Source organism: Marinobacter metalliresistant, from assembly GCF_038098645.1.
Lineage (GTDB): Bacteria > Pseudomonadota > Gammaproteobacteria > Pseudomonadales > Oleiphilaceae > Marinobacter > Marinobacter metalliresistant.
Genome location: NZ_CP101118.1, coordinates 2,996,328 through 3,022,917, shown reverse-complemented (window position 1 = coordinate 3,022,917; position 26,590 = coordinate 2,996,328). Strand labels below are relative to the sequence as shown.

Here is a 26,590-nt window from a genome sequence, read left to right as displayed (position 1 = left end):
ACTGTCATTCACCGGCAAGGTTGCCCTGCAGGCCAAACCAGGTTTCCAGAATCAGAACCGCCGCCCGGTCATCCACCCCATGGCGGCCAAAGTCGCGATTGCCACCGGCTGCCATTACATCGCCCTTGGCCTCAAAACTGGTCAGGCGCTCGTCCACCATTTCAACCGGCACATGGTAACGGCCGTGGAGGCGCTTGCCGAACTTGCGCGCCCGGGCACACATGTCGTTCTCAGTGTCGTCCATATTCAGCGGCAGACCAACCACCACCAGATCCGGACGCCACTCCTGCAGCAGCATTTCAATCTTTTGCCAGTCCGGAATACCGTCCCGGGCGGCTATCAGCGCCACGGGCTGGCCGGTTCCCAGCATTTCCTGGCCGGTGGCAACCCCGATCCGGCGGGTTCCGAAATCAAACGCCATCACGCGACGGTTACCGGTCTCAGGCATGGCCAATCGATTCGCTGAGCTGGTTAAGATCAATACCAATCACTTCAAGCACGGCCTTGTAACGATCTGCCCAGGGAGTCCGGAACAGGATATCCGTGGTAGCAGGACACGTGAGCCAGGCGTTGCTGCCCAGTTCGTCCTCCAACTGGCCCTCGCCCCAGCCCGAGTATCCGAGCGCCACCAGGTATTCCTCCGGCCCTTCCCCACGGCCAATGCCCGCCAGTACATCACGGGATGTGGTCAGCAGAACGTCTTCGGTCACCTTTGCCGTATTCTGCCAGCTGGTCCCGGGAGAATGCAGGACAAAGCCCCGTTCCGGCTGCACCGGGCCACCACTGAATACCGGCAAATCCAGCTCACCTCCAGGCAAGTCCAGCTGCTCCAGAATCTCGCCCAGATGGATGTCCAACGGGTGATTGATCATTAATCCCAGGGCACCGTCATCGGAATGTTCACAGAGATAGATGACGCCGCCATGGAAACGCGGGTCGGCCAGGTAAGGCGAAGCCACCAGAAAGTGGTGCCGCAGGCTGTGGGGAGAATGTTTTGACGCTGTCATCCGGATGTCAGCCCCCGACGCTGGAAGGACCAGGTGCGTATGATTTCAAGTTCGTCCACCTCTTGCCGCATTTCCTCGGGGAACGGGGCAAAAGGTGCGGCCATTCTGACAATCCGGATGGCGGCATCGTCCAGAACGGTGCTGCCGGAGGACTGCAGAATCGCTACCTCTTTGAGGGTGCCGTCTTGCTTCAGGGACACCAGCATTCTCAGTGTGCCATAGATTCCGGCACGGCGCGCCTCGGTGGGGTAGTTGATATTGCCAACCCGGGTCACCTTGGTCACCCAATTCTGTACGTACCAGGCGTTGGTGGATTTGAGTGTGGAGGCTGCGGTTACGCGCATCACCCTCGGCTTCCGGGCGTAAGCCCTTTGCTGGGCGTCGAAGCGGGCCTCCAGGCTGGCGATCTCAAGACTGCGCTCCATCAGGCTCCTTTTCTTGCGCACCGGCAGTGGCTCTTCTTCCGGTGTCGTCCGCTCCTCCGGCTGCTGCACTGCCTGACTGGACCGGCTTTCGGTCTGCACCACCGTTTTTTCCTGGCGCGGCTGCGGCTCGGTCTGCGCGGGTGGCTCCGGCTGGACCCGGGCCACTTCCGGCTGGCTGACCTCGGCCGGCAGGGGCGTGGTCATTTCCCGGACCTCCTCTTCAGTACCACTGCCCTGCTGGCTGGTCTGGGCAAGAAAGTCCGCTTTCTCCGGTGCTTTCTGGTCATCAAACTGAGAGAGGGTAATTTCCATGGTCTGAGCGGACGACCGGGGTGGTTCAGGCGCAAAGCTGATCCCCAGCACAACAATGGCGTGCACCGCCAATGCCATAAAAAGGGTGAAGGAAAACCGGTCAAAGTCGCTTACCTGAACTGCCATTCCTGATCTTGGTCCTGTCGTTAAACCTGTCCCGCCAGTGTTGCCGGGTTACGCCTGTCCCAGACGCTTTGCAATGGCGTCCATCAGCATGCCCCCGATATCGATCCCGAAGGCCGTATCAAGCTCCCGGATGCAGGTCGGGCTGGTGACATTGATCTCGGTAAGATAATCACCGATCACGTCCAGCCCCACAAAAATCAGGCCTTTCTCCCGGATCACCGGCGCCACACGATCGCAGATCTCACGGTCCCGGGCGGTCAGCTCACGGCCCTCGCCTCGCCCGCCAGCTGCCAGGTTGCCGCGATTCTCTCCCTGGGAGGGAATTCGCGCAAGTGCATAGGGCACCGGCTCACCGTCAATCAGCAGAATGCGTTTGTCGCCATCACTGATTTCCGGGATGTATTTCTGGGCCATGGCCTGATGGCTGCCATAGTTGGTCAGGGTTTCAATGATCACCCCGAGATTGAAGTCGTTTTCCCGGATACGGAAGATGGAGTGACCACCCATGCCATCCACCGGCTTCATGATGACATCGCCGTGCTCGGCGTAGAACTTCCGGAAACGGGTCGCCGACCGGCTGACCAACAGTGGTGGTGTCAGATCCTCGAACTGGGTGGCAAACAGCTTTTCATTGCAATCGCGCAATGTTGAAGCAGGATTGACCACCAGCGCGCCCTGCTGCTCGGCCGATTCCAGTATATAGGTGGCCATCAGGAACTCCCGGTCCACCGGCGGATCCTTGCGCATCAGGATCACATCCAGATCGCCCAGCGCCCGGTCCTGGCTCGGACCAAAGCTGTACCAGTTCTCGGGATCCATGTGCACGGTCAGATCCCGGGTGTGGGCCATTGCCTTGCCGCCATCCAGATACATGTCCGGCAGTTCCATGTACTCGATCTGCCAGCCCCGTTTCTGGGCAGCCAGCAACATGGCCAGTGAACTGTCTTTCCTGAAGTGGATATCTTCAATCGGATCCATCACGATCCCGAGGCGGACGGTCATAGGCTCTCTTGCGCTCCTGAGGATTAAAAACACGAACCGGTCTGCAGAGTGCACCGGGCAAACAGTGCTATGCTGTGAAATCAGATGGTATTGTACCCGAGCCGCGAATGCATCCGGAGAAATCCTCAGTCAGTTACGTGACGTTGCGGGCAGAAGTACATTTGGTCACAAACTAATACTTTTTATCCGGCCATTGATAATCTATAAATGAGCGGGGTTTATAGAAGAACCCTAAGGTTTGTGTTAAAAACCCCGTTTTAAAATAATGACAGTCGCTGAGCGCAAGGCAGTTGGACAATGGATGACAACTTCGAGAACTTGAAGATCATGGTGATCGACGACAGTAAAACCATACGTCGCACCGCGGAAACCCTTCTGAAAAAGGTCGGCTGTGAGGTCATCACCGCAACTGACGGCTTTGACGCTCTCGCCAAGATTGCCGATTCCCAGCCGGACATCATCTTTGTTGATATCATGATGCCCCGCCTGGACGGCTACCAGACCTGCGCACTCATCAAGAACAATTCCTCCTTTAAAAAGACGCCGGTTATTATGCTCTCCAGCAAGGACGGGCTGTTCGACAAGGCCAAAGGCCGGATCGTAGGCTCGGACCAGTACCTGACCAAACCGTTCAGCAAGGATGAGCTTCTTAATACCATCCGCCAGTACGTTCCGCAGGCGGAACAGTAAACCTGCTGACACCAAGAACCATCGAGGAAACCATGGCCCGCATTCTGATTGTTGACGATTCCCCTACCGAGGTTAAGAAAATTTCCACCATTCTGGAAAAGCACAAGCACGAAGTCCTGACCGCCGATAATGGCGCGGACGGCGTTGCCAAGGCCCGTGCTGAAACCCCGGATCTGGTTCTGATGGACGTGGTTATGCCGGGCCTGAACGGCTTCCAGGCAACCCGTCAACTGACCCGCGCGCCGGAGACCGCATCCATCCCCGTGGTTATCGTGACCACCAAGGATCAGGAAACTGATCGTGTGTGGGGCACGCGCCAGGGCGCCAAGGGTTATCTGGTCAAGCCGGTTAACGAAGACGATCTGATCAAAACAATCAACAGCCTGATTGCCTGATCCCCAACCGTGGAGTATGCATGTCCGCCCAGGCCGCCCCTTTCGCCGTTCTGACGGATATCGCCCAGCGCAGCCGGTCCATGGCCGCCGGCCTGCCGGAACAACCGGAAGCCGTTGAACTGTGGAACGGCATCGGCTTCGTTCTTGCAGGTGAACGCTACGTTACCCCAATGGGCGAAGTCACTGAAATCCTCCACGTCCCCCGGTTTACCCATATTCCGGGGGTTCGCCCGTTTCTGCTCGGAGCGGCCAATGTTCGCGGCCGCCTCCTGCCTCTTGTCGATCTCGCCGGCTTTTTTGATATTCCCCGCTCGTCCCGAAGCCAACGGGAGCGCCGGGTACTGGTTGTTGAACAGGGGGACATTTTCAGCGGGCTCGTGGTCGACAGCGTACTGGGCATGCAGTACTTCGCAACAGACAGTTTCAAGGATGCGCCCGAAGGCGTACCTGAAAACGTTCGGCCGTTTGTCTCAGGCGGTTACGAGCGCAACGAAGAAGTCTGGAAAGTGTTTTCGGCCGTCGACCTGCTCGAAGACGAACGCTTCCTGGACGTCGCACAGTGGTAAGGGTGGTGACAATGGCAGGAACATCACCCTGACCGCCTGAAGCCCGATAAAACAAACTTGCCAATTTCTTGAAGAGGCCGGGAGCCAGAAAATGAAGAACAGAGCCGGAAGACTCAGTATGGGACAGGGAGGCAACAAGCTGGTTGCCAGCCTGATCGCCGCACTGATCGCACTCACCGTCCTGCTCGTTGTGGTGCTGTTCATTCTCAATAAAGACAGCCAGCACGATCAGGAATACATCTCCAACACCGCCGAGCTGAGGGTGCTCTCGCAGCAGATCGCGAAGAACGCGACTGAGGCTGCCGGTGGTACCGCCGAAGCGTTCAACCAGCTGCGCAGCTCCCGTGATGATTTCCAGCAGCTCTGGACCAACGTGACCGAGGGCAACCCGAAGACCGACCTGCCACCGAGTGAGCTGGCCCGGCAAAGCGGTGTACAGGAGAACTGGAACACTGTCCGGGAAAACGCCGACAGCATCCTCTCGACCCAGCACGCGGTACTTGGCCTGCACGAAGTAGCCCGGACCCTCAACGAAACCATCCCGCAGCTTCAGGTCGAGTACGACGACATCGTACAGATCCTGCTGGACAACAACGCGCCCGCCGAACAGATCGCACTGGCGCAGCGCCAGTCCCTGCTGGCGGAGCGGATTGTCCGCTCGGTTAACAACGTACTGTCCGGTGACGAGGATGCGGTTATCGCCGCCGACCGTTTCGGCCGGGACGCCAGCCTGTTTGGCCGGGTTCTTGAAGGCCAGCTCAATGGCAATGAAGCCATGGGCATCTCCCGGGTAAACGATGAAGATGCCATTTACGGCCTCGAGGCCGTTGATGAGTTGTTCCAGTTCGTTTCCCAGAACGTAGACGCCATCCTTGAAGCCTCTCCCGACCTCTTCAAGGTGCGTACTGCGGCCAGCGACATCTTCCAGAATTCCGAAATCCTGCTTTCCGAACTCTCTGTACTGGCGGAGAGTTTCCGCAACCAGCCCGGCTCGCGATTGATCAGCCCGACCCTGGCCTTTGCTATCCTGGCCGCCATGGTGGCCATTGTTGTGTTCATCGGCCTCGCCCTTTACCGGGGAGCCCAGGCCCGGCTGGCGGCCACCCAGGAACAGAACGAACAGAACCAGAACGCGATCCTGCGACTGCTGGACGAACTGGCCGACCTGGCCGACGGTGACCTGACCACCGAGGCCACGGTCACCGAAGACTTCACCGGTGCCATCGCCGACTCCATCAACTACGCGATTGACCAGATGCGCGGACTGGTACAGGCGATTCGTGGTACTGCCGTACGGGTAGCCTCAGCCGCCCAGGAAACCCAGGCCACGGCCATGCACCTGGCCGATGCTTCCGAGCACCAGGCCCAGGAAATTGCCGGCGCCTCCGCCGCGGTGAATGAGATGGCGGTGTCCATCGACCAGGTATCTTCGAACGCGGCGGAATCCTCCGCGGTTGCGGAGCGGTCGGTTGCGATCGCGAAGAAAGGCGCGGAAGTGGTGCAGAACACCATCCGCGGCATGGACAACATCCGTGAGCAGATCCAGGAAACCTCCAAGCGGATCAAGCGCCTGGGTGAATCTTCCCAGGAAATCGGTGACATCGTATCCCTGATCAACGACATTGCCGACCAGACCAACATCCTGTCCCTGAACGCCGCAATCCAGGCCTCCATGGCCGGTGACGCGGGCCGGGGCTTCGCGGTGGTTGCGGACGAAGTTCAGCGGCTGGCGGAACGTTCCTCTGCGGCAACCAAGCAGATCGAGGCACTGGTCAAGACGATCCAGTCTGACACCAACGAAGCCGTTATCTCCATGGAACACACCACCGCCGAGGTGGTCCGTGGTGCCCGTCTGGCCCAGGACGCGGGTATCGCCCTCGAGGAAATCGAGAACGTATCCATGTCTCTGGCGGAACTGATCCAGAACATCTCCAACGCGGCACGACAGCAGTCGTCGTCTGCGGCGCACATTTCCAACACCATGAACGTTATCCAGGAAATCACGTCCCAGACTTCCTCCGGCACCAACGCCACTGCGAAGTCTATCGGTAACCTGGCGGAAATGGCGTCCGAGCTGCGGTCCTCCGTTGCCGGCTTCACCCTGCCGGAAGAAGACGAGGCTGATCAGGAAGAAGAGGAAGACAGCGACGTTCCGGTGGTGGGCTGATTTCGGATCCAGGGCTGTTGACGGTTTATGGCGCAAATGCATAACAACCTGTCACCCGCCGAGGGCATCTGGTCACTGCGCCGACTCCCGGATATGGACGAGGCGCAGTTCAGCCAGTGGCAAACCCTGCTGGAACATCGCACCGGCATAACCCTGCCGGCCGGGCGCCGTTCGTTTCTGGAGACCAACCTTGGCATCCGGATGCGGGAAATCGGCTGCAGCAGCTATCAGGCCTATTACGAAAAAATCGTCTCCGGGCCTGATGCGATCAGGGAATGGTCAACGCTGGTAGACAGGCTGACGGTTCAGGAAACCCGGTTCTTCCGGGATCCCGACGCCTTCCGGCTGGTTTCCGACTATGTTCTGACACGGCCCCGGGAACCGTTGAAAAAGCGTCCCCTGGAAGCCTGGAGTGTCGGATGCTCCACCGGAGAGGAGCCGTACACACTGGCCATGGTGCTGAACGAGTGCATGAGCCAGCTGGCGTTGCAGCCGCTGTTTGGTGTCACCGGCTCTGACATCAGCAAGCCCGTGATCGACAAGGCCAGGAACGGCCAGTTCAATCCCCGCAAATTGCTGGGAGTGGACGAGGACATGAAATCCCGGTATTTCCGCCCGGCCGAGCGGAATACTGTAGAAATTGTGAACAGCATCCGCGACAGGGTGTGCTTTACCAGACTGAACGTTCTGGATCTCGACAAGGCACCCATGCACGGGATGAACATTATCTTCTGCCAGAATCTGCTGATTTATTTTCGCCGCTGGCGCCGGCGGGAAATTGTCAGGCGACTTGCAGAGCGGCTGGCGCCCGGGGGGCTGCTGGTTCTGGGCCAGGGGGAACTGACCGATTGGCAGCCTCCAGGGTTACAGAGAGTTCCCTCGGAACATGTGCTGGCGTGGATCAAACGCCAGACTGACGAAGAATAACCGGAGTGGTTATGGGCAATCACCATGACAGCATCGCCCTCGACTGGGTTCGGGGCGAAATACAGGACACGCTGACCCAGGGCCAGCATGCACTGGAAGCGTATGTCGAGAATCGTGACGACACTGCGCGCCTGCGCTTCTGCCTGAATTATCTCCATCAGGTGCATGGCACCCTGCAAATGGTCGAGCTTTACGGTGCGGCGCTGCTCACCGAAGAAATGGAAAAGCTCACCCAGGCGGTACTCAACGACACCGTTGCCAATACGGATGAAGCGGTCGAAGTACTGATGCAGGCAATCCTTCAGTTGCCCCAGTACCTTGAGCACCTGGCCAGCAGCCAGGACGATTTTCCAATGGTGCTGCTGCCGCTGCTGAATGACCTCCGTGCTGCCCGTGGCGAATCCCTGCTGTCTGATACGTCACTGTTCAAACCTGACCTGAGCCCCTCAAAGATCCGGGTCACCGGAAAGGTTTCACAGCGTCTGCAGGACCCGACAGTTCTCGGCCACATCCGCAAACTGCGGCAGATGTACCAGTTCGCTCTGGCCGGCGTCATCCGGGAGGCGGATCTCGGCGCCCACTTCGATTACATGCAGAAGGTCATCCAACGGCTCATCCGGTTATGCCAGAAAACGCCCAGGGGCGAACTCTGGAAGGCCGCAAGCGCATTTGTTGAGACCCTGCAGGCAAACGTCAATCCGGTGAACGCAGCGGTGAAGTCCCTGCTTCGGGAACTCGACAGCGAAGTGCGCCGGCTGACCGATGAGCACGCGGATATTCTTCAGCAACCAGCGCCGGAAGCCCTGCTCAAGCACCTGCTTTACTACGTGGCCCGCGCCCGTGACCTGGACTCACCTCAGGTCAGTGCCCTTCGGGATACCTACCAGCTCAGTCAGGCGCTGCCCTCGGAAGACGACGTGGATGCCGCCCGAAGCCGGGTCTCCGGCCCTGGCCGGGATGCTATTCACTCGGTTGTCGGCGCACTTAACGAAGAGCTGGCCAAGCTAAAAGACCAGCTCGACCTGTATGTACGTTCAGAGCTTCGCCAGAACAGCGAGCTTGACGACCTGCTGCCCGGACTGCGCCAGGTGGCCAATACCCTGGCGGTACTCGGTCTCGGCATACCACGAAAAGTCATTACCGAGCAGGTTGAACTGGTCGAAAAACTCAGCGCCCAGACCGAACCGGTGGATGACGGCACCCTGATGGACATTGCCGGTGCGCTGCTCTATGTCGAAGCCAGTCTGGCCGGCCTGGACGCAGAAGGCCGCCAGGAAACTTCCGGCGATGAAGCCAACGATGCTCCGGTTAACCTGGGCTCTCGTGAGCTTGGAGAGGCCAGCGGCGCCCTGCTGAGAGAATCCCGGAACACCCTGGAACAGGTCAAGTCCGCCATTGTGAACTTCATTGCATCACAATGGGATACCCGGGAAATTGGGCACGTGCCCGGCCTGCTGCACAGCATTCGCGGTGGCCTCAGTCTGATCCCGCTGGATCGCGTTGCCAGCATGCTGGCCTCAGCCGAGCGCTACATTACCGACGTGCTGCTGGGCAGCAAGCAGGTACCGGACTGGCAACAGCTCGACATCCTGGCCGATGCGGTAACCAGCATCGAATATTACCTGGAGCGCCTTGCCGAAGGGATCGGCGAGAACGACTCCATCCTCAGAGTGGCAGAGGACAGCCTGGCCTCCCTCGGCTTCCCGGTTGGTGCCGAGCCCACCTGGTCCGAATCCGCTGCGGAAGAAATTCCCGTGGTTGAGCCGGCTGAAGAGTTTCCGGAAACCGATGCAGCCAGTCCCAAAGAATCCAAGGGCTCGGATTCGGAACTTCTGGACGATGAAATCCTCGGTATTTTTGTTGAGGAAGCCGAGGAAGTTCTCGAAACCATCCATGAGTTCTACCCGCGCCTGCGCCAGAATCATGGTGATCGTGAAGCCCTGACCGAAGTGCGTCGCGCATTCCATACGCTCAAGGGCAGTGGTCGCCTCGTCGGCGCAACCAGCATTGGTGAATTAGCCTGGTCGGTGGAAAACCTGCTCAACCGCGTTATCGACCAGACCATCCGGCCGACCGACGACATGTTTACTCTGGTGGATGAGGTCAATGCCCGCATTCCCTCACTGATTCGGGAATTCAAGACTGGCCAGACGGCCGGTGATGTCGGTGAGCTCATTCAGCGCGCCGAAGCCATGGCTACCACACGCCGCACCGAGGGCGAGGCACCGGCCGAAGCGGATACCCGAAAAGCCGCTGAAGAGCCAATGGTGCAGGCGCCTCCTGTCGAGGAACCTGAGCTCACGCCCGCGGACACCAGCGCCGCAGCTGAAAAGCCCGCCGATGACGACAACCTGATCGACGACGAAATCCTTGAAATCTTTGTCGAGGAAGCCGGCGAGGTACTGGAAACCATCCGCGAATACCTGCCCATGCTCCTGCGGCGGCACGATGACCGCAGTGCGCTATCCGAAGTCCGCCGGGCGTTCCATACCCTGAAGGGCAGTGGCCGGATGGTAGGCGCACTGGTTGTCGGGGAGCTGGCCTGGTCCGTGGAAAACATGCTGAACCGGGTCATCGACGGCAGCATCTTCATGAATGACGACATTGCCAGCCTGCTGGACGATGTCACCACCAATCTGCCGGCACTGGTTGAGGATTTTGAAAAGCGCCGGGCACCCTCACTGGACATTTCCAATCTTGAAGCCCGGGCTAACGCTCTGGCCAATGGAGAAATTCCGGACGCCAGCATAATGCCCGCCGCGGAATCCATGGACGAGGTGGAAACAGAGACCGGAACTGACGCCGGAGAAGCTGAGGAAGACGCCGTTGATCCAGTTTTGCTCGACATCTTTGAGAGCGAAACCGAGACCCACCTGCAAACGCTGAAGGACTTCCTGGCCACAGCCGGTGACAAGACGACCGTTACCTATACCGACGACCTGTCCCGGGCCCTGCACACACTCAAGGGCAGCGCCCATACGGCCGGTATTGCACCGATCGCGGCAGTCATCACGCCGCTGGAACGGTTCGTCAAGGAATCCCGTGCCCAGAACAAACGGGCCAACCGCGAGGTACTCTCGCTGATCGGGTCTGCCTGCGATTTCCTGACCCAGGGACTGGCCCAGATTCGCGAAAACCCGCAGGCCTCCCTGCCAGGCACTGAAGTGTTCCTTGAAAAACTGGATCGCCTCACGGATGAGACCCTGCGCACTCATAGCGAAGACAAGACCGACCAGCATCAGCAGGAAGCCCCCTCTCAGCTGGTTCAACTGTTCCTGAACGAAGGTCTGGATATCGTTCTGGATGCCGACCGGATTCTTGATCACTGGGCCGCTAATCCTCAGGAGACTGGCTCACTGGACCAGCTTCGCTCCGAACTTGAGCAGCTCACCCAGGGTTCTTCCGATGCTGGACTTACAGACCTGGCCGCGCTCTCGGGTGCCCTGAAAGATACCTACGATTCCGCCGCCGAAAACGATGAAGCGCCCGATGACGGTTTCTTTGAGACCGTTCGGGCCGCCCACGAACAATTGATCAACATGATGGATCAGGTCGCCGCCGGACTCGCCACCGAGTCCAGTGACGAGCTGGTTGCCAGTCTCGAAGCCCTGAAGCAGGCCCCAACGGAAGAACACGCCGAGCCGGATGCCTTCGAACAGGAGTTCACCGACGACCTGGAAGAGATCGATCTCAGCTTCGACATGGACGAGACAGAAGCGCCTTCGGAAGCACCATCCCCGGCCGAAGAACAGCCGCCCCTGCCGGAATTGTCGGAATCCGACGATGATATGGACGAGGAACTGGCAGAAATCTTCCTGGAAGAAGCCCAGGACCTCATCGACAGCACCGCGGAAGCCCTCCAGAGCTGGAGCGAGAACACCGGCAACCTCGATATCCTCCGCCTGCTGCAGCGGGACCTGCATACCCTCAAGGGCGGTGCACGACTGGCGGATATTCCAGCCGTTGGCGATCTCTCCCACGAGCTGGAGAACCTGTTCGAAGGACTGACTGAACAACGGCTGTCGGTCAACGATGAGCTGTCAGATCTGCTGTTCCGCTGCCACGATCGCCTGGCCGGCATGGTAGAGAACCTGGAAGCCAGGGAAACACCGCGCCCGGCACCGGACCTTATCGGTGAGATCCAGGCTTATATGGACAGCGCCACCGGGACACGGCCAGTGACTAACGTCAGTGCCCGCGACGATCAGACGGACCTGGAGGACAGCTCCGGGGAGCAGGCTCCACTTCCGGAGCTTGATGAGCCGGAGAAGTTCGAACCGGCAGAGGTTGCCTCCGAACAGGAGCCTGATGCCGGGGACGGCGTAACCGACCTCTCCCACCTGGATCCGGAACTGTTAGGCATCTTCCTGGAAGAAGCCTATGACCTGATCAATTCCACCGGCAGCGCCCTGCACACCTGGACCGAAGATCCCTCGGATCGCCAGGTTGCCGCAGAACTCCAGAGGGACGTGCATACCCTCAAGGGTGGCGCCAGAATGGCCGGCGTCGAAGCCATCGGCGACCTGACTCACGTTCTTGAAGACCTTTTCGAGAAGGTTGCTGAAGGTCAGCTGGACGCCAGCGATACCATGAACGACCTGCTGTTCGCCTGCCATGACCGGCTGGCCCGGATGGTCGAACAGGTCGCCACCCAGAAACCCTGCCCGCCAGCGCACGAACTGGTCGCTCAGGTTCAGGCTCTTCTTCGTGGCGAACCCATGCCGCCTCTGGCCGGCGTGGAAGAGTCCGGCGAGCCGACAGAAGCCGAGCCTGCCGAGGCAATGCCGGAAACAACCAGCCTCAGCGCCACCCTGGCCCAAGCCAGTGATGACGACCTCACTGGTATTTTCCTGGATGAAGGCCTGGAAATCCGCGACGCCATCCGTGAGTGTCTGGACCAGTGGCGCGACGAACCGGAAGAACTGACCGGCGTGACCCAGCTGCAGCAGGAGCTACATACCCTTAAAGGCGGAGCAAGACTCTCCGACATCGACCCGATTGCCGATCTGGCGGAAGCCTGGTCTGATGCCCTGGACCCCCTGATCTCGGGTGCCAACAACCAGAATACCCTGCTTGGCCTCAGCGACCGCGCGCTGGCCAGCCTGAAGGTCATGCTCAACAGCCTGGAAGAAGGCAAAAAGGCGGAACCCGATGGCGGACTCATCGCTGACTTCCGGTCAGCCCACGACATCGCTGCCGGAGAGACTGCCTCGCCTCGGGAAGAAACCGAAGAAACGGGGCAGGAAGCCATTGATCCGGAAGTTATGGAAATCTTCCTCGAGGAAGCCGGTGACATCATGGATCAGCTCGAACAGCTGCTCGATGACTGGCGCAAGGAACCCGCAAACCACCACTTCAACCAGGAAGCCCAGCGGGCCTTGCACACCCTCAAGGGTGGCGCCCGCCTGTCCCGGCTTACCCAGCTTGGCGACAAGGCCCACGCCCTTGAAACCCGGCTGATTGACCTGGGCGGCAATGCCCCCGACGAGCATCAGTGGCAGGCCATTACCGAAGACCACGACGCCATTATTGCCCTGGTCTCCGGTATTCAAAAACGCTTTGAATCCGGTGCGTCTGCGCCGGAACGGGTCCAGGCCGAAGAACCCAGGCCAGCCCCCGTCGCGCCGGAACCGAAACGGCCGGAAGAGCCGGCCGCACCAACGCCAAAGCCCGCGAAGTCTCCCGCCAAGGTTCGCAAACAGGCGGCGGAAGCACAGCGCGCTGCCCAGGAAACCATCCGGGTATCCGCACCGCTGCTGGACGAGCTGGTCAACCTGGCGGGTGAAACCAGTATCACCCGTGGCCGGCTGGAGCAACAGACCAGTGACTTCGGCCAAACCCTGGACGAAATGGCCGCCACCATCGAGCGTCTGCGGGAGCAGCTGCGCCGGATGGAAATCGAAACCGAAGCCCAGATCCTGTTCAGTGCCGAAAAGGAGCACGGGCCGGACTACGGCGACGATTTCGACCCTCTGGAGATGGACCGTTACTCGTCCATTCAGCAGCTGTCACGGGCACTGACCGAGTCCTCCTCTGACCTGGCAGACCTTCGTGAAACCCTGTCTGACCGGGTTCGGGACACAGAAACCCTGCTGGTACAGCAGTCCCGGATCAACACGGAACTCCAGGAAGGTCTGATGAAGACCCGGATGATTCCGTTCGCCTCCATGGTGCCGCGCCTGCGGCGGATCGTCCGCCAGATCAGCGGCGAACTGGGCAAGAAAGTGGACTTCGATGTCCGCAACGCCGAAGGCGAGATGGACCGGAACATCCTTGAGCGCATGATTGCACCGCTGGAGCACATGCTCCGGAACGCGCTTGACCATGGTATCGAGAGCCCCGCCGACCGCAAGAAATCCGGCAAGCCGGAAACCGGCGAAGTCACCCTGTCACTGACCCGCGAAGGTGGTGATGTGGTGCTGCGCATGATTGACGACGGCGCCGGCATTCCCTCCCCGGTCATCCGCGACAAGGCCATCCGCCAGGGCATGCTGCGGGAAGATGAGGATCTGTCCGAACGGGAAATCCTGCAGTTCATCCTGCAGCCGGGCTTCTCGACCGCGCAGCAGGTAACCCAGATTTCCGGCCGTGGTGTGGGCATGGATGTGGTTGCCAGCGAAATCAAGCAGCTCGGTGGCAGCCTGGATATCGATTCTGCGGTCGGTCGTGGTACGACCTTCACGGTGCGCCTGCCGTTTACCGTATCCGTGAACCGGGCCCTGATGGTCTCCACCGGCGAAGACTTCTACGCCATCCCGCTGAACACCATTGAAGGCATTGTCCGGGTCAGCACTTACGAACTCGAAGAGTACTACAAGCCGGACGCGCCGATGTACGAGTATGCCGGCCAGGAATACCGGCTTCAGTACCTCGGCAGCCTGCTGAACAGCGACCACCATCCCAAGCTGCAGGGCCAGGCCCTGCCACTTCCGGTGATTCTGGTTCGTGGTGCCGAACAGCCCATGGCCCTGCAGGTGGATAACCTGATGGGCAGCCGGGAAATTGTTGTTAAATCCCTTGGGCCGCAGTTCAGCACGGTCCGGGGCGTGTCCGGTGCCACCATCCTGGGGGATGGTAACGTGGTGGTGATTCTCGACCTGCCGGCGATGATCCGTTCCGACATCCTGTCCGAACGCCAGCGCCTGGCCAATCTCGAGAAAGCCCGCGAGTCGGCGCGGTATGAGGAGCAGGCCACCGTGGTGATGGTGGTGGACGATTCGGTTACGGTACGGAAGGTTACCTCGCGACTGCTGGAGCGCAATGGCATGGAAGTCATCACTGCGAAAGACGGCCTGGATGCCGTGGCCCAGCTTCAGGACCACAAACCGGACATCATTCTGCTGGATATCGAGATGCCGCGCATGGATGGCTTCGAGGTTGCCAGCTTCGTGCGCCACGACGATAACCTGCGGGAAACCCCGATCTGCATGATCACCTCCCGTACCGGTGAGAAACACCGCGAGCGGGCGCTCGCCATCGGCGTGAATGAGTACCTCGGCAAGCCATTCCAGGAAACCGAGCTGCTCGAGACGATTGAGCGACTGACCGGAAGGCAGTGATGGCCGGCCAGTCTGCCAGGCCGAGGGTCGGGATTGTCTCGGATGTGGTCCTGCAGCGTCATCGCTTGCAGGCCGCCACGGCCAAGTTCGGTCTCGACGTCTGCTTTTCCGGGGATCCGGACCGGCTTCAGGGCTATCCGGAATTTCCGGATGCCAGCCTCTGGCTGGTGACCCTGGAAGACGAGGCGGATCACCCGGTGCTGTTCGATCACCTTCTGGAGAACACCGAAGTGCCGGTGCTGTTCGGTCTGGACGAAGCGCCCAGGCCCGGCAGCACCGAGTATTTTCGCTGGGAACGGCGACTGCTGGGCAAGCTGGAGCAACAGCTTGGGCACCTGGAAGAACTGGATTCAAAGGCAACACTGGAGCAACTGGAGGAGGACGCTCCGGCCGTGCCTTCCTCGCCGGACCTGCCACACTGGATTACGCCGGCGGTTCCCGGATCGGTGGCCGAGGAAGTCTGGATTCTGGGCGCCTCACTGGGTGGCCCGGCGGCGGTCAAGACATTCCTCGATCACCTTCCAGCCGGCCTTCCGGTGGGTTTTATCTACGCCCAGCACATCGATGGCAATTTCACAGATGTGCTGACCCGGGTGCTGGGCCGCCATGCCCATTACGAACTCAAACGGGCAGGCGAAGGCTACCGGGTGAAAAACGGCGATGTGGTACTGATGCCGGTTGAACACGAATGGAAGCTGAATGAGCAGGGTGCGCTGACGGAAACCGGCAACACCTGGCCGGGACCCTACGGCCCTTCCATCGATCAGGTGCTGCTGAATGTTGCGGATCATTATGGCCAGCGCTGCCATGCGATTCTTTTTTCCGGCATGGGCAACGACGGCGCGATTGCAGCACCTTTGCTGAAAGCCTACGGCAGCCGGATCTGGGTGCAGGAAAGCACCAGCTGCGGCAACAGCTCAATGCCGGACTCCGTGGCAGCCACCGGCTGCACCGGATTCTGCGGCTCCCCGGAACAACTGGCCCGGGAACTGGTAAAAATCATTGAAGAATCCTGCCTGCTCAAGAACCGGCAGAAACGTGATTCCGCCTGAGGAAACAAGCAATGAATGACAACAGCCAAACCCTCTCCTGCGTCATGATCCCCATGAGCGGTCGGCAACTGTTGCTGCCCAACGTCTCGATTGCGGAAGTGGTGGATTACGCCAGCACCGAAGCGGGAGCCAATACACCGGAGTGGCTTGTGGGCTACCTGGACTGGCGGGGCCTGCAGCTTCCGGTGATTTCCTACGACGCGGCCAACGGCGGCGCTCTGACCGTGCCCGGCGACAGCCGTGGCCGGATTGTGGTTCTCAACAGCATCGGAGACCACCACAAGGAAGTTCCGTTCATGGCCCTGGTTACCCAGGGTATTCCCAGCCAGGCCCGCCTGACCGGGGAACAGGTCAGGAAGCTGGATGGCGAACCCGGCCCCGCTGACCTGATGCAGGTGGAAGTGGACGGGGAAAACGCCTGGATTCCCAACCTTGAGTTCCTGGAGTCTCTCGTCCGACAGACCCGTCACTGAGCTGTTCTCCCGGACCGCCGCGCCGGCATGGCAGGGATTCTTGCAAATGTTATAATGTTGCAAATTTTGCAGGATTTCCGTCATGTCTGCCCGACCCATTCCCTATCGGCCCCACAATCACGATGCCTGTGTCAGCCAGGCTCTTGCTGACGCCAGGATCATCTGTCAGCAGCACAATGCCCGCCTGACCCCCATCCGGGAGCGCGTTCTGGAACTTATCTGGCAGTCCCACAAGCCCCTGGGGGCCTACGATGTGCTCGGAGAGCTGTCCTCTGATGGCCATAACGCGGCGCCACCCACGGTTTACCGGGCGCTGGATTTCCTGCAGCAAAACGGCCTGGTGCACCGCATTGCCTCCCTCAATGCCTTTATCGGCTGTACCCACGCCGGGGAAAGCCACACCGGTATGTTTCTGATCTGCCGCGCCTGTGGCAATGTCCTGGAGCTGACTGTGCCGGAAGTCTCTTCCGAGGTACGTAAAGCGGCTGCTGACGAGGGTTTCAGAGCCGAAAACACCACCCTCGAGATCGCCGGGCTATGTCCCCGTTGCCAGGCGGAGCCCGGCCATGACTGACCCATTGGTAACCCTCGACAATCTCACCGTCCGGTTTGACAAACGGCCGGTGGTGGACCGGGTCAATCTGAAAGTGCACCGCGGGGATATCATCACCGTTATCGGCCCCAACGGAGCGGGCAAGACCACCCTGATCAAGGCCATTCTTGGCATTCAGAAGGTGTCGGATGGCAAGGTGTCGCTCCGGAAAGGCCTGGTGATCGGCTACGTTCCGCAACATCTCACACTCGAAGCAACGCTTCCCCTGAGCGTAAAGCGGTTCATGTTGCTCAGTGGCATGCCACTGGCGGAATGTGAGTCAGCCCTGGCCCGCACCGGGGTCCGGCAGCTGCTGGACGCTTCCGTCCACCACCTGTCCGGCGGCGAGAAACAGCGGCTCCTGCTGGCACGGGCCCTGGCCCGGAAGCCGGATCTTCTGGTACTCGATGAACCCGCCCAGGGCGTGGATATCAACGGCCAGGCATCGCTGTATGACCTGATTCGCCAGCTCCGGGACGAGCTGAACTGCGGCGTGATCATGATCTCCCACGATCTGCACCTGGTAATGGCGGCAACCGACAAGGTCATCTGCCTGAACCAGCATGTGTGCTGCAGCGGCTCCCCGGCGGATATCTCCCACGACCCGGCCTTTATCGAAACCTTCGGACAGCCGGTGGCTGAGTCCCTCGCGGTTTACCATCACCACCACAATCATCGCCATGATCTGCACGGCGATGTGGTTGCCGCTGGACCGCATCGTGCCCATACCGGCCATGAGGGGTGTGACCATGCCCACCATTGATGCCGTTCTGGACGACTTCTTCTGGCGTGCCCTGATCGGCGGCCTGGGTGTGGCGCTGGTGGCGGGACCGCTGGGCTGTTTTGTGGTCTGGCGCCGCATGGCCTATTTTGGCGACACCCTGGCACACTCTGCCCTGCTCGGCATTGCCCTGAGTTTTCTGATCAGCGTGCCACTGAATGTCGGCGTGATCATCACCTGTGCGGTTCTGGCCATGGCACTGGTGATGTTTTCCCGCACCCAGGCCCTGGCCACCGATACCCTGCTGGGCATTCTCGCCCACAGTGCCCTCGCCATCGGTCTGGTTACCCTGAGCTTCATGCCGGATGTCCGGGTGGATCTCACCGGCCTGCTATTCGGCGACCTGCTCGCCATGAGCCGGAACGACCTGCTGTGGATCTACGGGGGCGCCACGCTCATCCTGATCCTTCTGGCCGTGCTCTGGCGCGGGCTGTTGATGAGCACCATCCACGAGGAGCTGGCCCGGGTCGAAGGCATTGCCGTGGAACGTCTCCGGCTGGTGCTGATGTTGATGTTCTCCCTGGTGATCGCGGTGGCCATGAAAATCGTCGGTGTGCTGCTGATCACCGCCTTGCTGATTATTCCCGCCGCGACCGCCCGGCGACTGGCCCATAACCCGGAAATCATGGCGGCCATGGCGGTGGTGTTCGGATTTGTTGCGGTGACCGGAGGCCTGAGCCTGTCCTGGCACCTGGACACGCCCGCGGGGCCTTCGGTTGTGGTGACGGCCTTTGCGACGTTTCTACTGGTGTACGGCGCGGCCGGAAAGGCCCGGGCCTGAGTATTTCCCTTAGGCAAGATTCTTGTGGCTGCCGTCGCAAAACGGGGCATTGCCGGTCTGCTTGCAGCCGCAAAACCAGACCCACTCCTTCTTCCGGGCCTCATACTTCACCGGTGTTATCCCGGTTCCTTTGTGGGTCCCATCACAGAAGGGCTGGCTTTGACTTCGCCCGCAAGCACACCAGAAGTAGTTCTTGCCGGCTTCCACAAGCACGGAGAAGGGTGTCTTACTGGCCACTACCGGTTTCTCATCTGACATATTCTTCTCCCGGACGGTTCGGTCTGCACTCTTTACCTGTAATCTGTACCAGTATAGACCGTCCGCGACTCAGAGGGGTCTGACAACCTCGGACAGGCTGCCAGGCCCGCTCAATGATCGCACTGTTTGCGTAAATCCCGGTAGGCGCTGAAGACGTCCCAAGGGCATTCGAAATGGGGGTAATGGCCGGTATTCCTCAGGCAGACCACATCGGCATCTGGAATCAGTTCCCGGTAACGTCTGGCCATGCCGGCACCGGACACCGGATCGGCGGTACCGGAAATCAGTCGCATCGGCTGTTTTGCCTTCTGCAAGGCGCCGACCCACCGGTTTCGATGACACCGGCGCTCCTCCATGAACTGGATCAGGTGGTGCAGTATGCCCCGGCCGTTGTTGTAGGTCAGCAGGTGCCAGAAGTCTTCCATATCCTGCCGGTCCGGCGGGTTCTGGCTCCCGAACAGCCGGCGGAAGTTGCGCTCGAAACTGCGCCGGGTCAGACCCCGGCTGATCAGCCCGCCAAAAGGGCTTCGCAACAGCTTCTGGATCAGCAAGGGATTGTGCACTTCCGGAAAAAGGGCACCATTCAGAAAGCACACACTGGCAATCCGGAACGGCAAACCACCTTCCTGCTCACGGGCCAGCAGCTCCTGGGCCACACTGCATCCGTAATCATGGACAAACAGATGTACCGAAGGCAAACCCAGGCCCTCGATCCAGCCCTGGAACAGGTCAGCCTGGTCCTCAATGCTGTAATCGTAGTTCAGAGGCTTGTCGGAAAAACCGAAACCCAACATGTCCAGGGTCAGAACATTGTGCTGCTGCACCAGCATCGGCCAAAGCCGGTTCCAGTCCCAACTGGCAGTGGGAAATCCGTGAATCAGGACCAGCGGCTCTCCCGTGCCCGCCATGCGACTGAAAATGGCATGGCCCTCGTAACTGAACCATTTACCTCCCTGTTGCCACCCCTCAAGGGTGGCGGCATCATGCCCTGCGGCGGTTGCACCACCGACATTGGCTATCACCTGTTCCATGCACTGTCCCCGGCGAACGTTCACAGCCTGAAACTTTAGAACAAACCCGCCCCCTCTGCCATAGCCTTAGCGAACTGCCATAGCCTTACCAAACAGGCGGGCAGCGTTACCGAGAAAGTGGTCTTTTCCCGGCGTGTTGCCGTAAACCGTAGAGATAACGGACGAATTGACTTAAGCTTTTGCCCTCGTAAGACACAGCTAACCGGAAGAGATTATGACCAGACTCCTTGACGACCTCTCGGGCCACTACCGCGCCATTATTGACGGGCTGGGCGAAGACACCAACCGTGAAGGTCTGCAGGACACCCCCATGCGTGCCGCCAAAGCCATGCAGTTCCTGACCCACGGCTATCAGCAGGATCTCGGCGACCTGATCAACAATGCCGTGTTCGAGTCTGCCATGGACGAGATGGTAGTGGTTCAGGACATCGAGCTGTACAGCATGTGCGAGCACCATATCCTGCCGTTCATTGGCAAGTGCCACATCGCCTATCTGCCCCAGGGCAAGGTGCTTGGCCTGTCAAAGTTTGCTCGCATTGTCGATATGTATGCCCGCCGCCTGCAGATCCAGGAAAACCTGACCCGGCAGATTGCCGAGGCCATTGAAAGCGTCACCGACGCCAAGGGGGTGGCCGTGGTCATCGAGGCGCAGCACATGTGCATGATGATGCGGGGCGTGGAGAAACAGAACTCCCGCATGAAAACCTCCATGATGCTGGGGCAGTTCCGAAAATCCCAGGCGACACGTACCGAGTTTCTCAACCTGATAGGCACCAACCGCTGAGAACAGCAACCCGGAGGGCGACGGTATGACAGAGGTTATCGGGAATCACCAGGCCAGGGTCCGTATCAAGGACCTGTTACTGAGAGCCTATATTGGTATCAAGGAAGAAGAGATCAGCAATCAGCAGGACGTGCTGATTAACGTAAGCCTGACTTACGATGCCACCGAGGCGGTCAACCGCAATGAGATTTCGGCGGCCCTGAACTACCGCACGATCACCAAGCAGATCATCCATCATGTGAATGGCAACCGCTTTGTCCTGCTGGAACGGCTGACCCATGAAGTGCTGACTATCGTGATGGAGCACGAGGCGGTCCAATGGGCCCAGGTGGAAATCGACAAGCCACACGCGCTACGCTATGCGGAATCTGTGTCAGTCTGCCTTGAGGCACACCGTTAAATCAGCGAAGGCGTCCATTCTTTATGCCAAGCAACAATCCCGACCAGTTGCGCCATATTCTGGAAACCGTAAAAACCATTGCACTTGTGGGCGCCAGTGAAAAGACCACCCGGCCCTCTCACGAGGTCATGGAATACCTGCAGGCCCACGGCTACCGGATCATTCCGGTGAATCCCCGGCTGGCCGGGCAGCAGGTACTCGGTGAACCCGTCTACGCCGACCTTCATGCCCTGCCGGAACCGGTTGACATGGTTGAGCTCTTCCTCGCGCCTGAGCGCACCGACACAGTGATCGATCAGGCCATCGAACTGAATATTCCGGTGGTCTGGATGCAAATTGGGGTGATTAACGAAGAGGGCGCTGCCCGGGCCGAGGCCGCCGGCCTGACAGTGGTGATGGATCGCTGTCCGAAACAGGAAATCCCACGCCAGGGCATCCCCCCAGTTGCCGGACGCACCTGAAACCTGACCTGAATCAGGAACCACGTCACACTTCTGGCACTCCGCTGTAACAGGCCTGTCAGGTCTGACATAATCGGCACAAATAATCAGAAGTCTGGTAGCGCCATGTGGTTCCGACGTAAATCCAGTAAACCGGCCCTGGAATCAACGAATTCAGCAGGCACGTTTCCTGACAACGCCCGCTCCCGCGTTTCGATCCTTCAGCGGGCAAGGCTACCTGTCGATCTGTTAAAACCGGGGATGCGGATTGTCAGCCTGGACCGGCCATGGACCCAGGTTCCGGTTCTGTTCCAGGGTTTTACCCTCACCGATGATGACGAGGCGCAGATCCTCCGCCAGTATTGCGAATGGGTCCTCGTGGAAGACGAGGAAGATCGGCTGAATCCGGTGCTCGACCAGGTATCGCTGCTCAAGCGGCGCACTACTGAGCCGTTACCGGAAACCCGCACCCTGGCCCAGGAAATCCCCCGGGCACAAGAGACCTGGAACCGGACTCAGGCGTTTGTGGAGGAGGTTACCCGAAAGATCGAGGCGGGCAAGGACCTCAATCTCCAGAGTGCCCGCCCGGTCATTCGGGAGTGTGTTGAGAGCGTGAAAGCCAATGCCAGCGCCATGTTCTGGATGAGCCGGATCAAATCCCGGGACGCCTACACCGCTGAGCACTGTCTGCGGGTGGCCATTTTCTGCGTGGCCTTTGCCCGATTTCTGGGACTGCCGGACGATGATCTGGAGACAGTGGGAATGTGCGGGCTTCTGCACGATCTCGGCAAGCTCAAGGTGCCTGACGAGGTCCTCAACAAGCCCGGAGCACTGACTCCGGACGAACACAGCATCATGCGCCAGCACACCACGCTGGGGTATGAACTGCTCCGGGCCGACTCAAGCCTTGACCCCATCGTCAGCGATGTCACCTGCCACCATCATGAAAGAATGGATGGTCAGGGCTACCCGCAACAACTGGCGGAATGGCAGATCAGCCGGTTTGCCCGGCTCGTCTCCATCGTTGATGCCTTTGATGCCATCACCAGCGACCGTTGCTACCGGGACGGGCTGCCCACTTCCGATGCCATTCGCATTCTCTACCGGAACCGGGGCCAGCAGTTCGATGCCAGTATGGTGGAGGCATTTATCCGAATGGTTGGTGTGTATCCGCCTGGCAGTCTGGTAGAACTGTCTACCGGAGAGGTTGCCATCGTGGTGGCAACACACCCGGGGCGCAAGCTGAGGCCGAGGGTGGAAATTATGTTGGATGCCGGCAAGAAGCCGGTAGAGCCCAGGGTGATTGATCTTGCAGCCACTACCGCTTTCCAGGGCCGGACCTCACCGGAAATTGCACGCCCCCTGCCTGATGGTGCCTTCGGAGTCTCGTTGCATGACCGGATTCAGCAACTGATAGCGGTGCCCGATCAAAATGCCTCATAATCGATTTCGCTCTGCCAACCCGTTCAAAGTCACGGAGTAACCTGTGGAAAAACCTGCATCGCCCCCTGGAGCCGTTATATCGGGTCTTTTAAGCCCGGTGTTTCCGGTGGTGATCTTTCTGGTTTTCCTGGGCCTGGCCACGGGCCTGCGTTACGGACTGGCACAACAGGACAGGAACCAGATCGATACCAGTCTGGCCAATGAAGCCCGGGCCCTGGCCAACCATCTGGAACGGGAGTTTCGGGTCCATTCCGAGGCCATCCGGCGCATGGCGAAACGCCTGCAGGCAAATCCCTCCACGACCGAACGTGAGTGGCGGCAAGACGCCCGCAATTACCTGGACGACTTCGGTGTTTACCAGGCTATCGAGTGGATCGACCGGAACTTTGTTATCCGCTGGCTGGAGCCGGTAACCGACAACGAAGAGGTTATCGGCTACAACGTGGCGTTTAACGATGAACGCCGACAGGCCCTTGAGCTGGCAAGGCAAACCGACAACTGGGACCTGTCCGGCATCGTTGATCTGCGCCAGGGCGGCAAGGGCATGGTGATCTATGCGCCGGTGGGCGCCGGCGCCGACAACAACGGCTTCATTGCCGGCGTGTTCCGGATGGACGTACTGGCCCGCCAGCTCCTGACCAGCCGGGTGCTGGAGTTTGTCCGGATCGAGATCCGCCAGGCCGGCGCAGTGCGCTATGTGCTGAACGACTCGCAATCCGTTAATCCTGACTTCGCGCATACCCACCCGGTTGATCTGCCAACACTGGACTGGACACTGACCCTCTACCCTTCCGAAGAGTGGGTGGAGAACCGGTACAGCGACTGGCCGGGAATGACCTTCACAACCCTCCTGCTGATGGGGCTGCTCACCAGCCTGACCGCATTGCTGGTGCAACTGATCCTGAAACGGAACCGGACCCTGCTGAAGACCCGCAGGGAGCTGGACCGGGAAATCGCGCAACGAGCCGCCATCCAGAAAGACCTGGCCCGGCTGGAATCCACGGATACCCTGACCGGCCTCGCGAACCGTCGTTTCTTCATGGAAGACCTGTCCCATACCCTGAATATTGCCGATCGCCAGATGCGCCAGGTCGCCCTGATCATGCTCGATCTGGACCGCTTCCAGACCCTCAACGACTCCCTTGGCCACCAGTTTGGCGATGAGCTGCTGATCAAGGTTTCCGAGCGGCTGAACCGACTCAGTAATGAGCGGATTCTGGTGGCCTACTCCGGTGGCGATGAGTTTATGCTCTGCCAGCAGCAGGTGGATGATATTGACGATATCATCCACCTGCTGGGCCAGATCAAACAGTGTTTCGACCTGCCTTTTGATGTGCAGGGACAATCCCACAGCATTACCGCCACCGTGGGCGTGGCGGTGTATCCCCAGAGCGGTCTGGATGCGGACACCCTGCTGCGCAATGCCGACGTCGCCCTCTACCGGGCCAAAGAGCAGGGTCGGAACACTTATCAGTTCTACACCGAAGGCATGCAGGACCGGGAGGTCATGCGCCTTGAGCTGGACAAGGACCTGAGCCAGGCCCTGGCCAACAATGAGTTCGTGCTCTATTACCAGCCCCAGCTGAACCTGGACAACGGTGAAATCCAGAGTGTTGAAGCGCTGATTCGCTGGCAGCACCCACGGCGGGGGCTATTGCCGCCGGTGGAGTTCATTCCTCTGGCCGAGGAAAGCGGCCGGATTACCGATATCGGTCGCTGGGTGGTGATGGCGGCGTGTCGCCAGTTGGCAAAATGGCAGGGGACCCCGCAAGAAGGGCTTTGCATTGCAGTGAATCTCTCCGGCCGGGAGCTGGATGACGAAGGCCTGGTGGATCACATCCGGGAAGCTCTGGCCGCGGAAAATGTGCCCGCTGATCGCCTGGAGGTGGAACTCACCGAGGAGATCTTCATCCAGAACATTGAGCACAACCTGAACCAGCTCTCCCGCCTGCATCAACTCGGGGTGCGTCTGGCGATTGATGATTTCGGGGTTGGCTATTCTTCTCTGGGCTATCTGCGCGACTTCCCGGTGGACCTGCTGAAAATTGACCGTTCCTTTATCACGGATGTCACCGAGCGCCATGATGATGCGGTGATCACGCGGGCAGTGATCAATCTGGCCCACAATCTCGGCATTCAGGTGGTCGCGGAAGGTGTCGAAACCGAGGACCAACTGAGTTTCCTGAAGAATCACCGGTGCAACTTTGCCCAGGGGTATCTGATCAGCCGGCCGATTCCAGTGTCCGATCTTGAGCAGGCGCTGGCTTCCGGCATTCTGGTGGCGGGCATTACCGCCGATTCCGGTTTGTAATTGCCGCCGGCCATCGCCATGATACCCGTCAGATACTTCAGGTGAGACTTTATGGCCGAAAAATACCTGACTCCGGAACAGGACGAAAAAATCCGCCAGTGGGAGCGCTGGAACCGGAACTATTTTATTTTTGCCTTTGTGGCGCTGACCATCATCCTGGTGTTCAGCAGTCAGCTTGGGTTGTCCAGTGGTGAGAGCTGGGGGCCTCTTGGGGTTCTGATCGCTGCTCTGATTACGCCGATCATTGTGCTTCAGTTGCGGCTGGCATGCCCGGCCTGTGGCCACAGGATTGGCTGGCAGGCGAAACTGATGGCACCGGACCAGTGCAAGGCCTGCGGTACGTTTCTTCGCTCCAGGGGCCAGTAGCTTTCCTTCCCAAAAAAACCTTTGACCTATGAGTTGCTCACAGGTTTTAAACTGTTGTAAGTTTTCGGTTTCGGTGATTGCCGCGTCGGCGTGGGAGATTCTTCCGAAAATGCTCGGAGCCAAGGATGGCGGAGAGCAAGCGTACAGAGACGTATTCACAGCGGTTTTCGGAAGAATCTCCCACGCCGGCGCTCCGCAAGTTGTATGCTTCCCGTCCGGGTAAATGATCAGAACTGTATCGGAAGATCCGCCATGAAAGTCAAAGACATTGCAGAAGCCGCTGGAGTGAACCCGGATACCGTGCGCTTTTACACCCGGGAAAATCTGCTGAAGCCGGCTCGCAATCCGGACAACAACTACCAGCAGTTTGATGCCGACGATCTACGACGCCTCCGGTTTGCCCGGAAGGCGCGGCAGTTGGGGTTTTCATTGCCGGAGATCCGGCAGATTCTGGATCAGGCGGACGATCACCATTCTCCGTGTCCGATGGTGCGGGATGTGTTTCAGCAGCGGCTTGCGGAGGTTGAGCGGGAAATTCGTGAGTTGCAGCAGCTTCGCCAGCGGATGACCGCGGCCTTGTCCGCGTGGCAGGAGATGCCGGATGGCACGCCGGATGGCCATACCATCTGTCGGTTGATCGAACACTGGGAAGACCCTTCGCCCATTCGTGGGAAAAGCGACCCGGTTGAGGAGCAGTAACGA

The 26,590-nt window shown here is 59.5% G+C and carries 24 protein-coding genes; 18 read left to right on the top strand and 6 right to left on the bottom strand.

Going from position 1 to position 26,590, the window contains the following annotated elements; genetic code table 11:
• Positions 1-4 precede the first annotated feature (4 nt).
• The 4 genes from ruvX to gshB are packed head-to-tail and all read right to left on the bottom strand — an operon-like array spanning position 5 to position 2,872.
• Positions 5-448 carry a Holliday junction resolvase RuvX gene (gene ruvX, locus NLK58_RS14115; protein WP_117619060.1) on the bottom strand — a complete coding sequence of 148 codons (444 nt, stop codon included), beginning with the start codon at positions 446-448 and terminating at the stop codon, positions 5-7.
• Entirely contained in the window at positions 441-1,007 is a 567-nt protein-coding gene (locus NLK58_RS14110) for a YqgE/AlgH family protein (RefSeq protein ID WP_162893735.1), read from the bottom strand. The genes ruvX and NLK58_RS14110 overlap by 8 nt, the downstream gene beginning before the upstream one ends.
• Positions 1,004-1,870 (bottom strand): energy transducer TonB, encoded by an 867-nt coding sequence (locus tag NLK58_RS14105; RefSeq protein WP_341581059.1) that lies wholly within the window; start codon positions 1,868-1,870, stop codon positions 1,004-1,006. The genes NLK58_RS14110 and NLK58_RS14105 overlap by 4 nt, the downstream gene beginning before the upstream one ends.
• Before the next feature lie 48 nt (positions 1,871-1,918).
• A complete protein-coding gene (gene gshB / locus NLK58_RS14100) occupies positions 1,919-2,872 on the bottom strand; it encodes a glutathione synthase (RefSeq protein WP_341581058.1) in 954 nt (317 codons plus the stop codon).
• 297 nt (positions 2,873-3,169) lie between these two features.
• Here gshB and pilG point away from each other — a divergent pair, with 297 nt between their 5' ends.
• From pilG to znuB, 11 genes are all read left to right on the top strand, one after another.
• Complete coding sequence (gene pilG, locus NLK58_RS14095; RefSeq protein ID WP_008175635.1) at positions 3,170-3,562, top strand: twitching motility response regulator PilG; 393 nt, start codon at positions 3,170-3,172, stop codon at positions 3,560-3,562.
• A gap of 32 nt (positions 3,563-3,594) precedes the next feature.
• On the top strand, positions 3,595-3,957 hold the full coding sequence (pilH, locus tag NLK58_RS14090) for a twitching motility response regulator PilH (protein ID WP_011787171.1): 363 nt from the start codon (positions 3,595-3,597) through the stop codon (positions 3,955-3,957).
• A 20-nt stretch (positions 3,958-3,977) separates the two neighbouring features.
• On the top strand, positions 3,978-4,523 hold the full coding sequence (locus NLK58_RS14085; RefSeq protein WP_341581054.1) for a chemotaxis protein CheW: 546 nt from the start codon (positions 3,978-3,980) through the stop codon (positions 4,521-4,523).
• Positions 4,524-4,614: 91 nt separating this feature from the next.
• Positions 4,615-6,690, top strand: coding sequence for a methyl-accepting chemotaxis protein (locus NLK58_RS14080; RefSeq protein WP_162893734.1), 2,076 nt, complete (start codon positions 4,615-4,617; stop codon positions 6,688-6,690).
• Positions 6,691-6,717: 27 nt separating this feature from the next.
• The gene (locus tag NLK58_RS14075; protein ID WP_117619055.1) at positions 6,718-7,617 is read left to right on the top strand and encodes a protein-glutamate O-methyltransferase CheR; all 900 of its coding nucleotides are present in this window, start codon (positions 6,718-6,720) and stop codon (positions 7,615-7,617) included.
• Between the two features lie 11 nt (positions 7,618-7,628).
• Complete coding sequence (locus NLK58_RS14070; protein ID WP_341581051.1) at positions 7,629-15,176, top strand: Hpt domain-containing protein; 7,548 nt, start codon at positions 7,629-7,631, stop codon at positions 15,174-15,176.
• Positions 15,176-16,228, top strand: coding sequence for a chemotaxis protein CheB (locus NLK58_RS14065; protein ID WP_341581050.1), 1,053 nt, complete (start codon positions 15,176-15,178; stop codon positions 16,226-16,228). Before NLK58_RS14070 ends, NLK58_RS14065 begins: the two co-directional genes overlap by 1 nt.
• 11 nt (positions 16,229-16,239) lie before the next feature.
• On the top strand, positions 16,240-16,701 hold the full coding sequence (locus NLK58_RS14060; RefSeq protein WP_117619052.1) for a chemotaxis protein CheW: 462 nt from the start codon (positions 16,240-16,242) through the stop codon (positions 16,699-16,701).
• An 82-nt stretch (positions 16,702-16,783) separates the two neighbouring features.
• Positions 16,784-17,275: a Fur family transcriptional regulator gene (locus NLK58_RS14055; RefSeq protein ID WP_341581048.1), complete on the top strand. Its 492-nt coding sequence runs from the start codon at positions 16,784-16,786 to the stop codon at positions 17,273-17,275.
• A complete protein-coding gene (gene znuC / locus NLK58_RS14050; RefSeq protein ID WP_117619050.1) occupies positions 17,268-18,056 on the top strand; it encodes a zinc ABC transporter ATP-binding protein ZnuC in 789 nt (262 codons plus the stop codon). Before NLK58_RS14055 ends, znuC begins: the two co-directional genes overlap by 8 nt.
• Positions 18,043-18,855: a zinc ABC transporter permease subunit ZnuB gene (znuB, locus tag NLK58_RS14045; RefSeq protein WP_117619049.1), complete on the top strand. Its 813-nt coding sequence runs from the start codon at positions 18,043-18,045 to the stop codon at positions 18,853-18,855. Before znuC ends, znuB begins: the two co-directional genes overlap by 14 nt.
• A gap of 9 nt (positions 18,856-18,864) precedes the next feature.
• Here the strand turns inward: znuB and NLK58_RS14040 are convergent, their stop codons facing one another.
• The gene (locus NLK58_RS14040; protein WP_117619048.1) at positions 18,865-19,113 is read right to left on the bottom strand and encodes a CDGSH iron-sulfur domain-containing protein; all 249 of its coding nucleotides are present in this window, start codon (positions 19,111-19,113) and stop codon (positions 18,865-18,867) included.
• Positions 19,114-19,223: 110 nt separating this feature from the next.
• Positions 19,224-20,144 carry an alpha/beta fold hydrolase gene (locus tag NLK58_RS14035; protein ID WP_117619047.1) on the bottom strand — a complete coding sequence of 307 codons (921 nt, stop codon included), beginning with the start codon at positions 20,142-20,144 and terminating at the stop codon, positions 19,224-19,226.
• A 214-nt stretch (positions 20,145-20,358) separates the two neighbouring features.
• Here NLK58_RS14035 and folE point away from each other — a divergent pair, with 214 nt between their 5' ends.
• The 7 genes from folE (at position 20,359) to NLK58_RS14000 (ending at position 26,587) form a co-directional block, all read left to right on the top strand.
• Positions 20,359-20,928, top strand: a complete 570-nt coding sequence (gene folE, locus NLK58_RS14030) for a GTP cyclohydrolase I FolE (RefSeq protein ID WP_117619046.1) — start codon at positions 20,359-20,361, stop codon at positions 20,926-20,928.
• A gap of 25 nt (positions 20,929-20,953) precedes the next feature.
• Positions 20,954-21,328, top strand: a complete 375-nt coding sequence (gene folX, locus NLK58_RS14025) for a dihydroneopterin triphosphate 2'-epimerase (protein ID WP_117619045.1) — start codon at positions 20,954-20,956, stop codon at positions 21,326-21,328.
• Positions 21,329-21,351: 23 nt separating this feature from the next.
• Positions 21,352-21,789 (top strand): CoA-binding protein, encoded by a 438-nt coding sequence (locus tag NLK58_RS14020; RefSeq protein ID WP_117619044.1) that lies wholly within the window; start codon positions 21,352-21,354, stop codon positions 21,787-21,789.
• Positions 21,790-21,894: 105 nt separating this feature from the next.
• Positions 21,895-23,211, top strand: a complete 1,317-nt coding sequence (locus NLK58_RS14015; RefSeq protein ID WP_341581045.1) for an HD-GYP domain-containing protein — start codon at positions 21,895-21,897, stop codon at positions 23,209-23,211.
• 43 nt (positions 23,212-23,254) lie between these two features.
• Complete coding sequence (locus NLK58_RS14010; protein WP_341581044.1) at positions 23,255-25,522, top strand: EAL domain-containing protein; 2,268 nt, start codon at positions 23,255-23,257, stop codon at positions 25,520-25,522.
• Positions 25,523-25,573: 51 nt separating this feature from the next.
• The gene (locus NLK58_RS14005; protein WP_117619041.1) at positions 25,574-25,888 is read left to right on the top strand and encodes a hypothetical protein; all 315 of its coding nucleotides are present in this window, start codon (positions 25,574-25,576) and stop codon (positions 25,886-25,888) included.
• 252 nt (positions 25,889-26,140) lie between these two features.
• Positions 26,141-26,587, top strand: coding sequence for a MerR family DNA-binding protein (locus tag NLK58_RS14000; protein ID WP_117620407.1), 447 nt, complete (start codon positions 26,141-26,143; stop codon positions 26,585-26,587).
• Positions 26,588-26,590 lie beyond the last annotated feature (3 nt).

Excerpts from the sequence above, each read along its gene's own strand:
- ruvX (WP_117619060.1), bottom strand. The coding sequence starts at position 448 with ATGCCTGAGACCGGTAACCGTCGCGTGATGGCGTTTGATTTCGGAACC.
- NLK58_RS14110 (WP_162893735.1), bottom strand. The coding sequence starts at position 1,007 with ATGACAGCGTCAAAACATTCTCCCCACAGCCTGCGGCACCACTTTCTG.
- NLK58_RS14105 (WP_341581059.1), bottom strand. The coding sequence starts at position 1,870 with ATGGCAGTTCAGGTAAGCGACTTTGACCGGTTTTCCTTCACCCTTTTT.
- gshB (WP_341581058.1), bottom strand. The coding sequence starts at position 2,872 with ATGACCGTCCGCCTCGGGATCGTGATGGATCCGATTGAAGATATCCAC.
- pilG (WP_008175635.1), top strand. The coding sequence starts at position 3,170 with ATGGATGACAACTTCGAGAACTTGAAGATCATGGTGATCGACGACAGT.
- pilH (WP_011787171.1), top strand. The coding sequence starts at position 3,595 with ATGGCCCGCATTCTGATTGTTGACGATTCCCCTACCGAGGTTAAGAAA.
- NLK58_RS14085 (WP_341581054.1), top strand. The coding sequence starts at position 3,978 with ATGTCCGCCCAGGCCGCCCCTTTCGCCGTTCTGACGGATATCGCCCAG.
- NLK58_RS14080 (WP_162893734.1), top strand. The coding sequence starts at position 4,615 with ATGAAGAACAGAGCCGGAAGACTCAGTATGGGACAGGGAGGCAACAAG.
- NLK58_RS14075 (WP_117619055.1), top strand. The coding sequence starts at position 6,718 with ATGGCGCAAATGCATAACAACCTGTCACCCGCCGAGGGCATCTGGTCA.
- NLK58_RS14070 (WP_341581051.1), top strand. The coding sequence starts at position 7,629 with ATGGGCAATCACCATGACAGCATCGCCCTCGACTGGGTTCGGGGCGAA.
- NLK58_RS14065 (WP_341581050.1), top strand. The coding sequence starts at position 15,176 with ATGGCCGGCCAGTCTGCCAGGCCGAGGGTCGGGATTGTCTCGGATGTG.
- NLK58_RS14060 (WP_117619052.1), top strand. The coding sequence starts at position 16,240 with ATGAATGACAACAGCCAAACCCTCTCCTGCGTCATGATCCCCATGAGC.
- NLK58_RS14055 (WP_341581048.1), top strand. The coding sequence starts at position 16,784 with ATGTCTGCCCGACCCATTCCCTATCGGCCCCACAATCACGATGCCTGT.
- znuC (WP_117619050.1), top strand. The coding sequence starts at position 17,268 with ATGACTGACCCATTGGTAACCCTCGACAATCTCACCGTCCGGTTTGAC.
- znuB (WP_117619049.1), top strand. The coding sequence starts at position 18,043 with ATGCCCACCATTGATGCCGTTCTGGACGACTTCTTCTGGCGTGCCCTG.
- NLK58_RS14040 (WP_117619048.1), bottom strand. The coding sequence starts at position 19,113 with ATGTCAGATGAGAAACCGGTAGTGGCCAGTAAGACACCCTTCTCCGTG.
- NLK58_RS14035 (WP_117619047.1), bottom strand. The coding sequence starts at position 20,144 with ATGGAACAGGTGATAGCCAATGTCGGTGGTGCAACCGCCGCAGGGCAT.
- folE (WP_117619046.1), top strand. The coding sequence starts at position 20,359 with ATGACCAGACTCCTTGACGACCTCTCGGGCCACTACCGCGCCATTATT.
- folX (WP_117619045.1), top strand. The coding sequence starts at position 20,954 with ATGACAGAGGTTATCGGGAATCACCAGGCCAGGGTCCGTATCAAGGAC.
- NLK58_RS14020 (WP_117619044.1), top strand. The coding sequence starts at position 21,352 with ATGCCAAGCAACAATCCCGACCAGTTGCGCCATATTCTGGAAACCGTA.
- NLK58_RS14015 (WP_341581045.1), top strand. The coding sequence starts at position 21,895 with ATGTGGTTCCGACGTAAATCCAGTAAACCGGCCCTGGAATCAACGAAT.
- NLK58_RS14005 (WP_117619041.1), top strand. The coding sequence starts at position 25,574 with ATGGCCGAAAAATACCTGACTCCGGAACAGGACGAAAAAATCCGCCAG.
- NLK58_RS14000 (WP_117620407.1), top strand. The coding sequence starts at position 26,141 with ATGAAAGTCAAAGACATTGCAGAAGCCGCTGGAGTGAACCCGGATACC.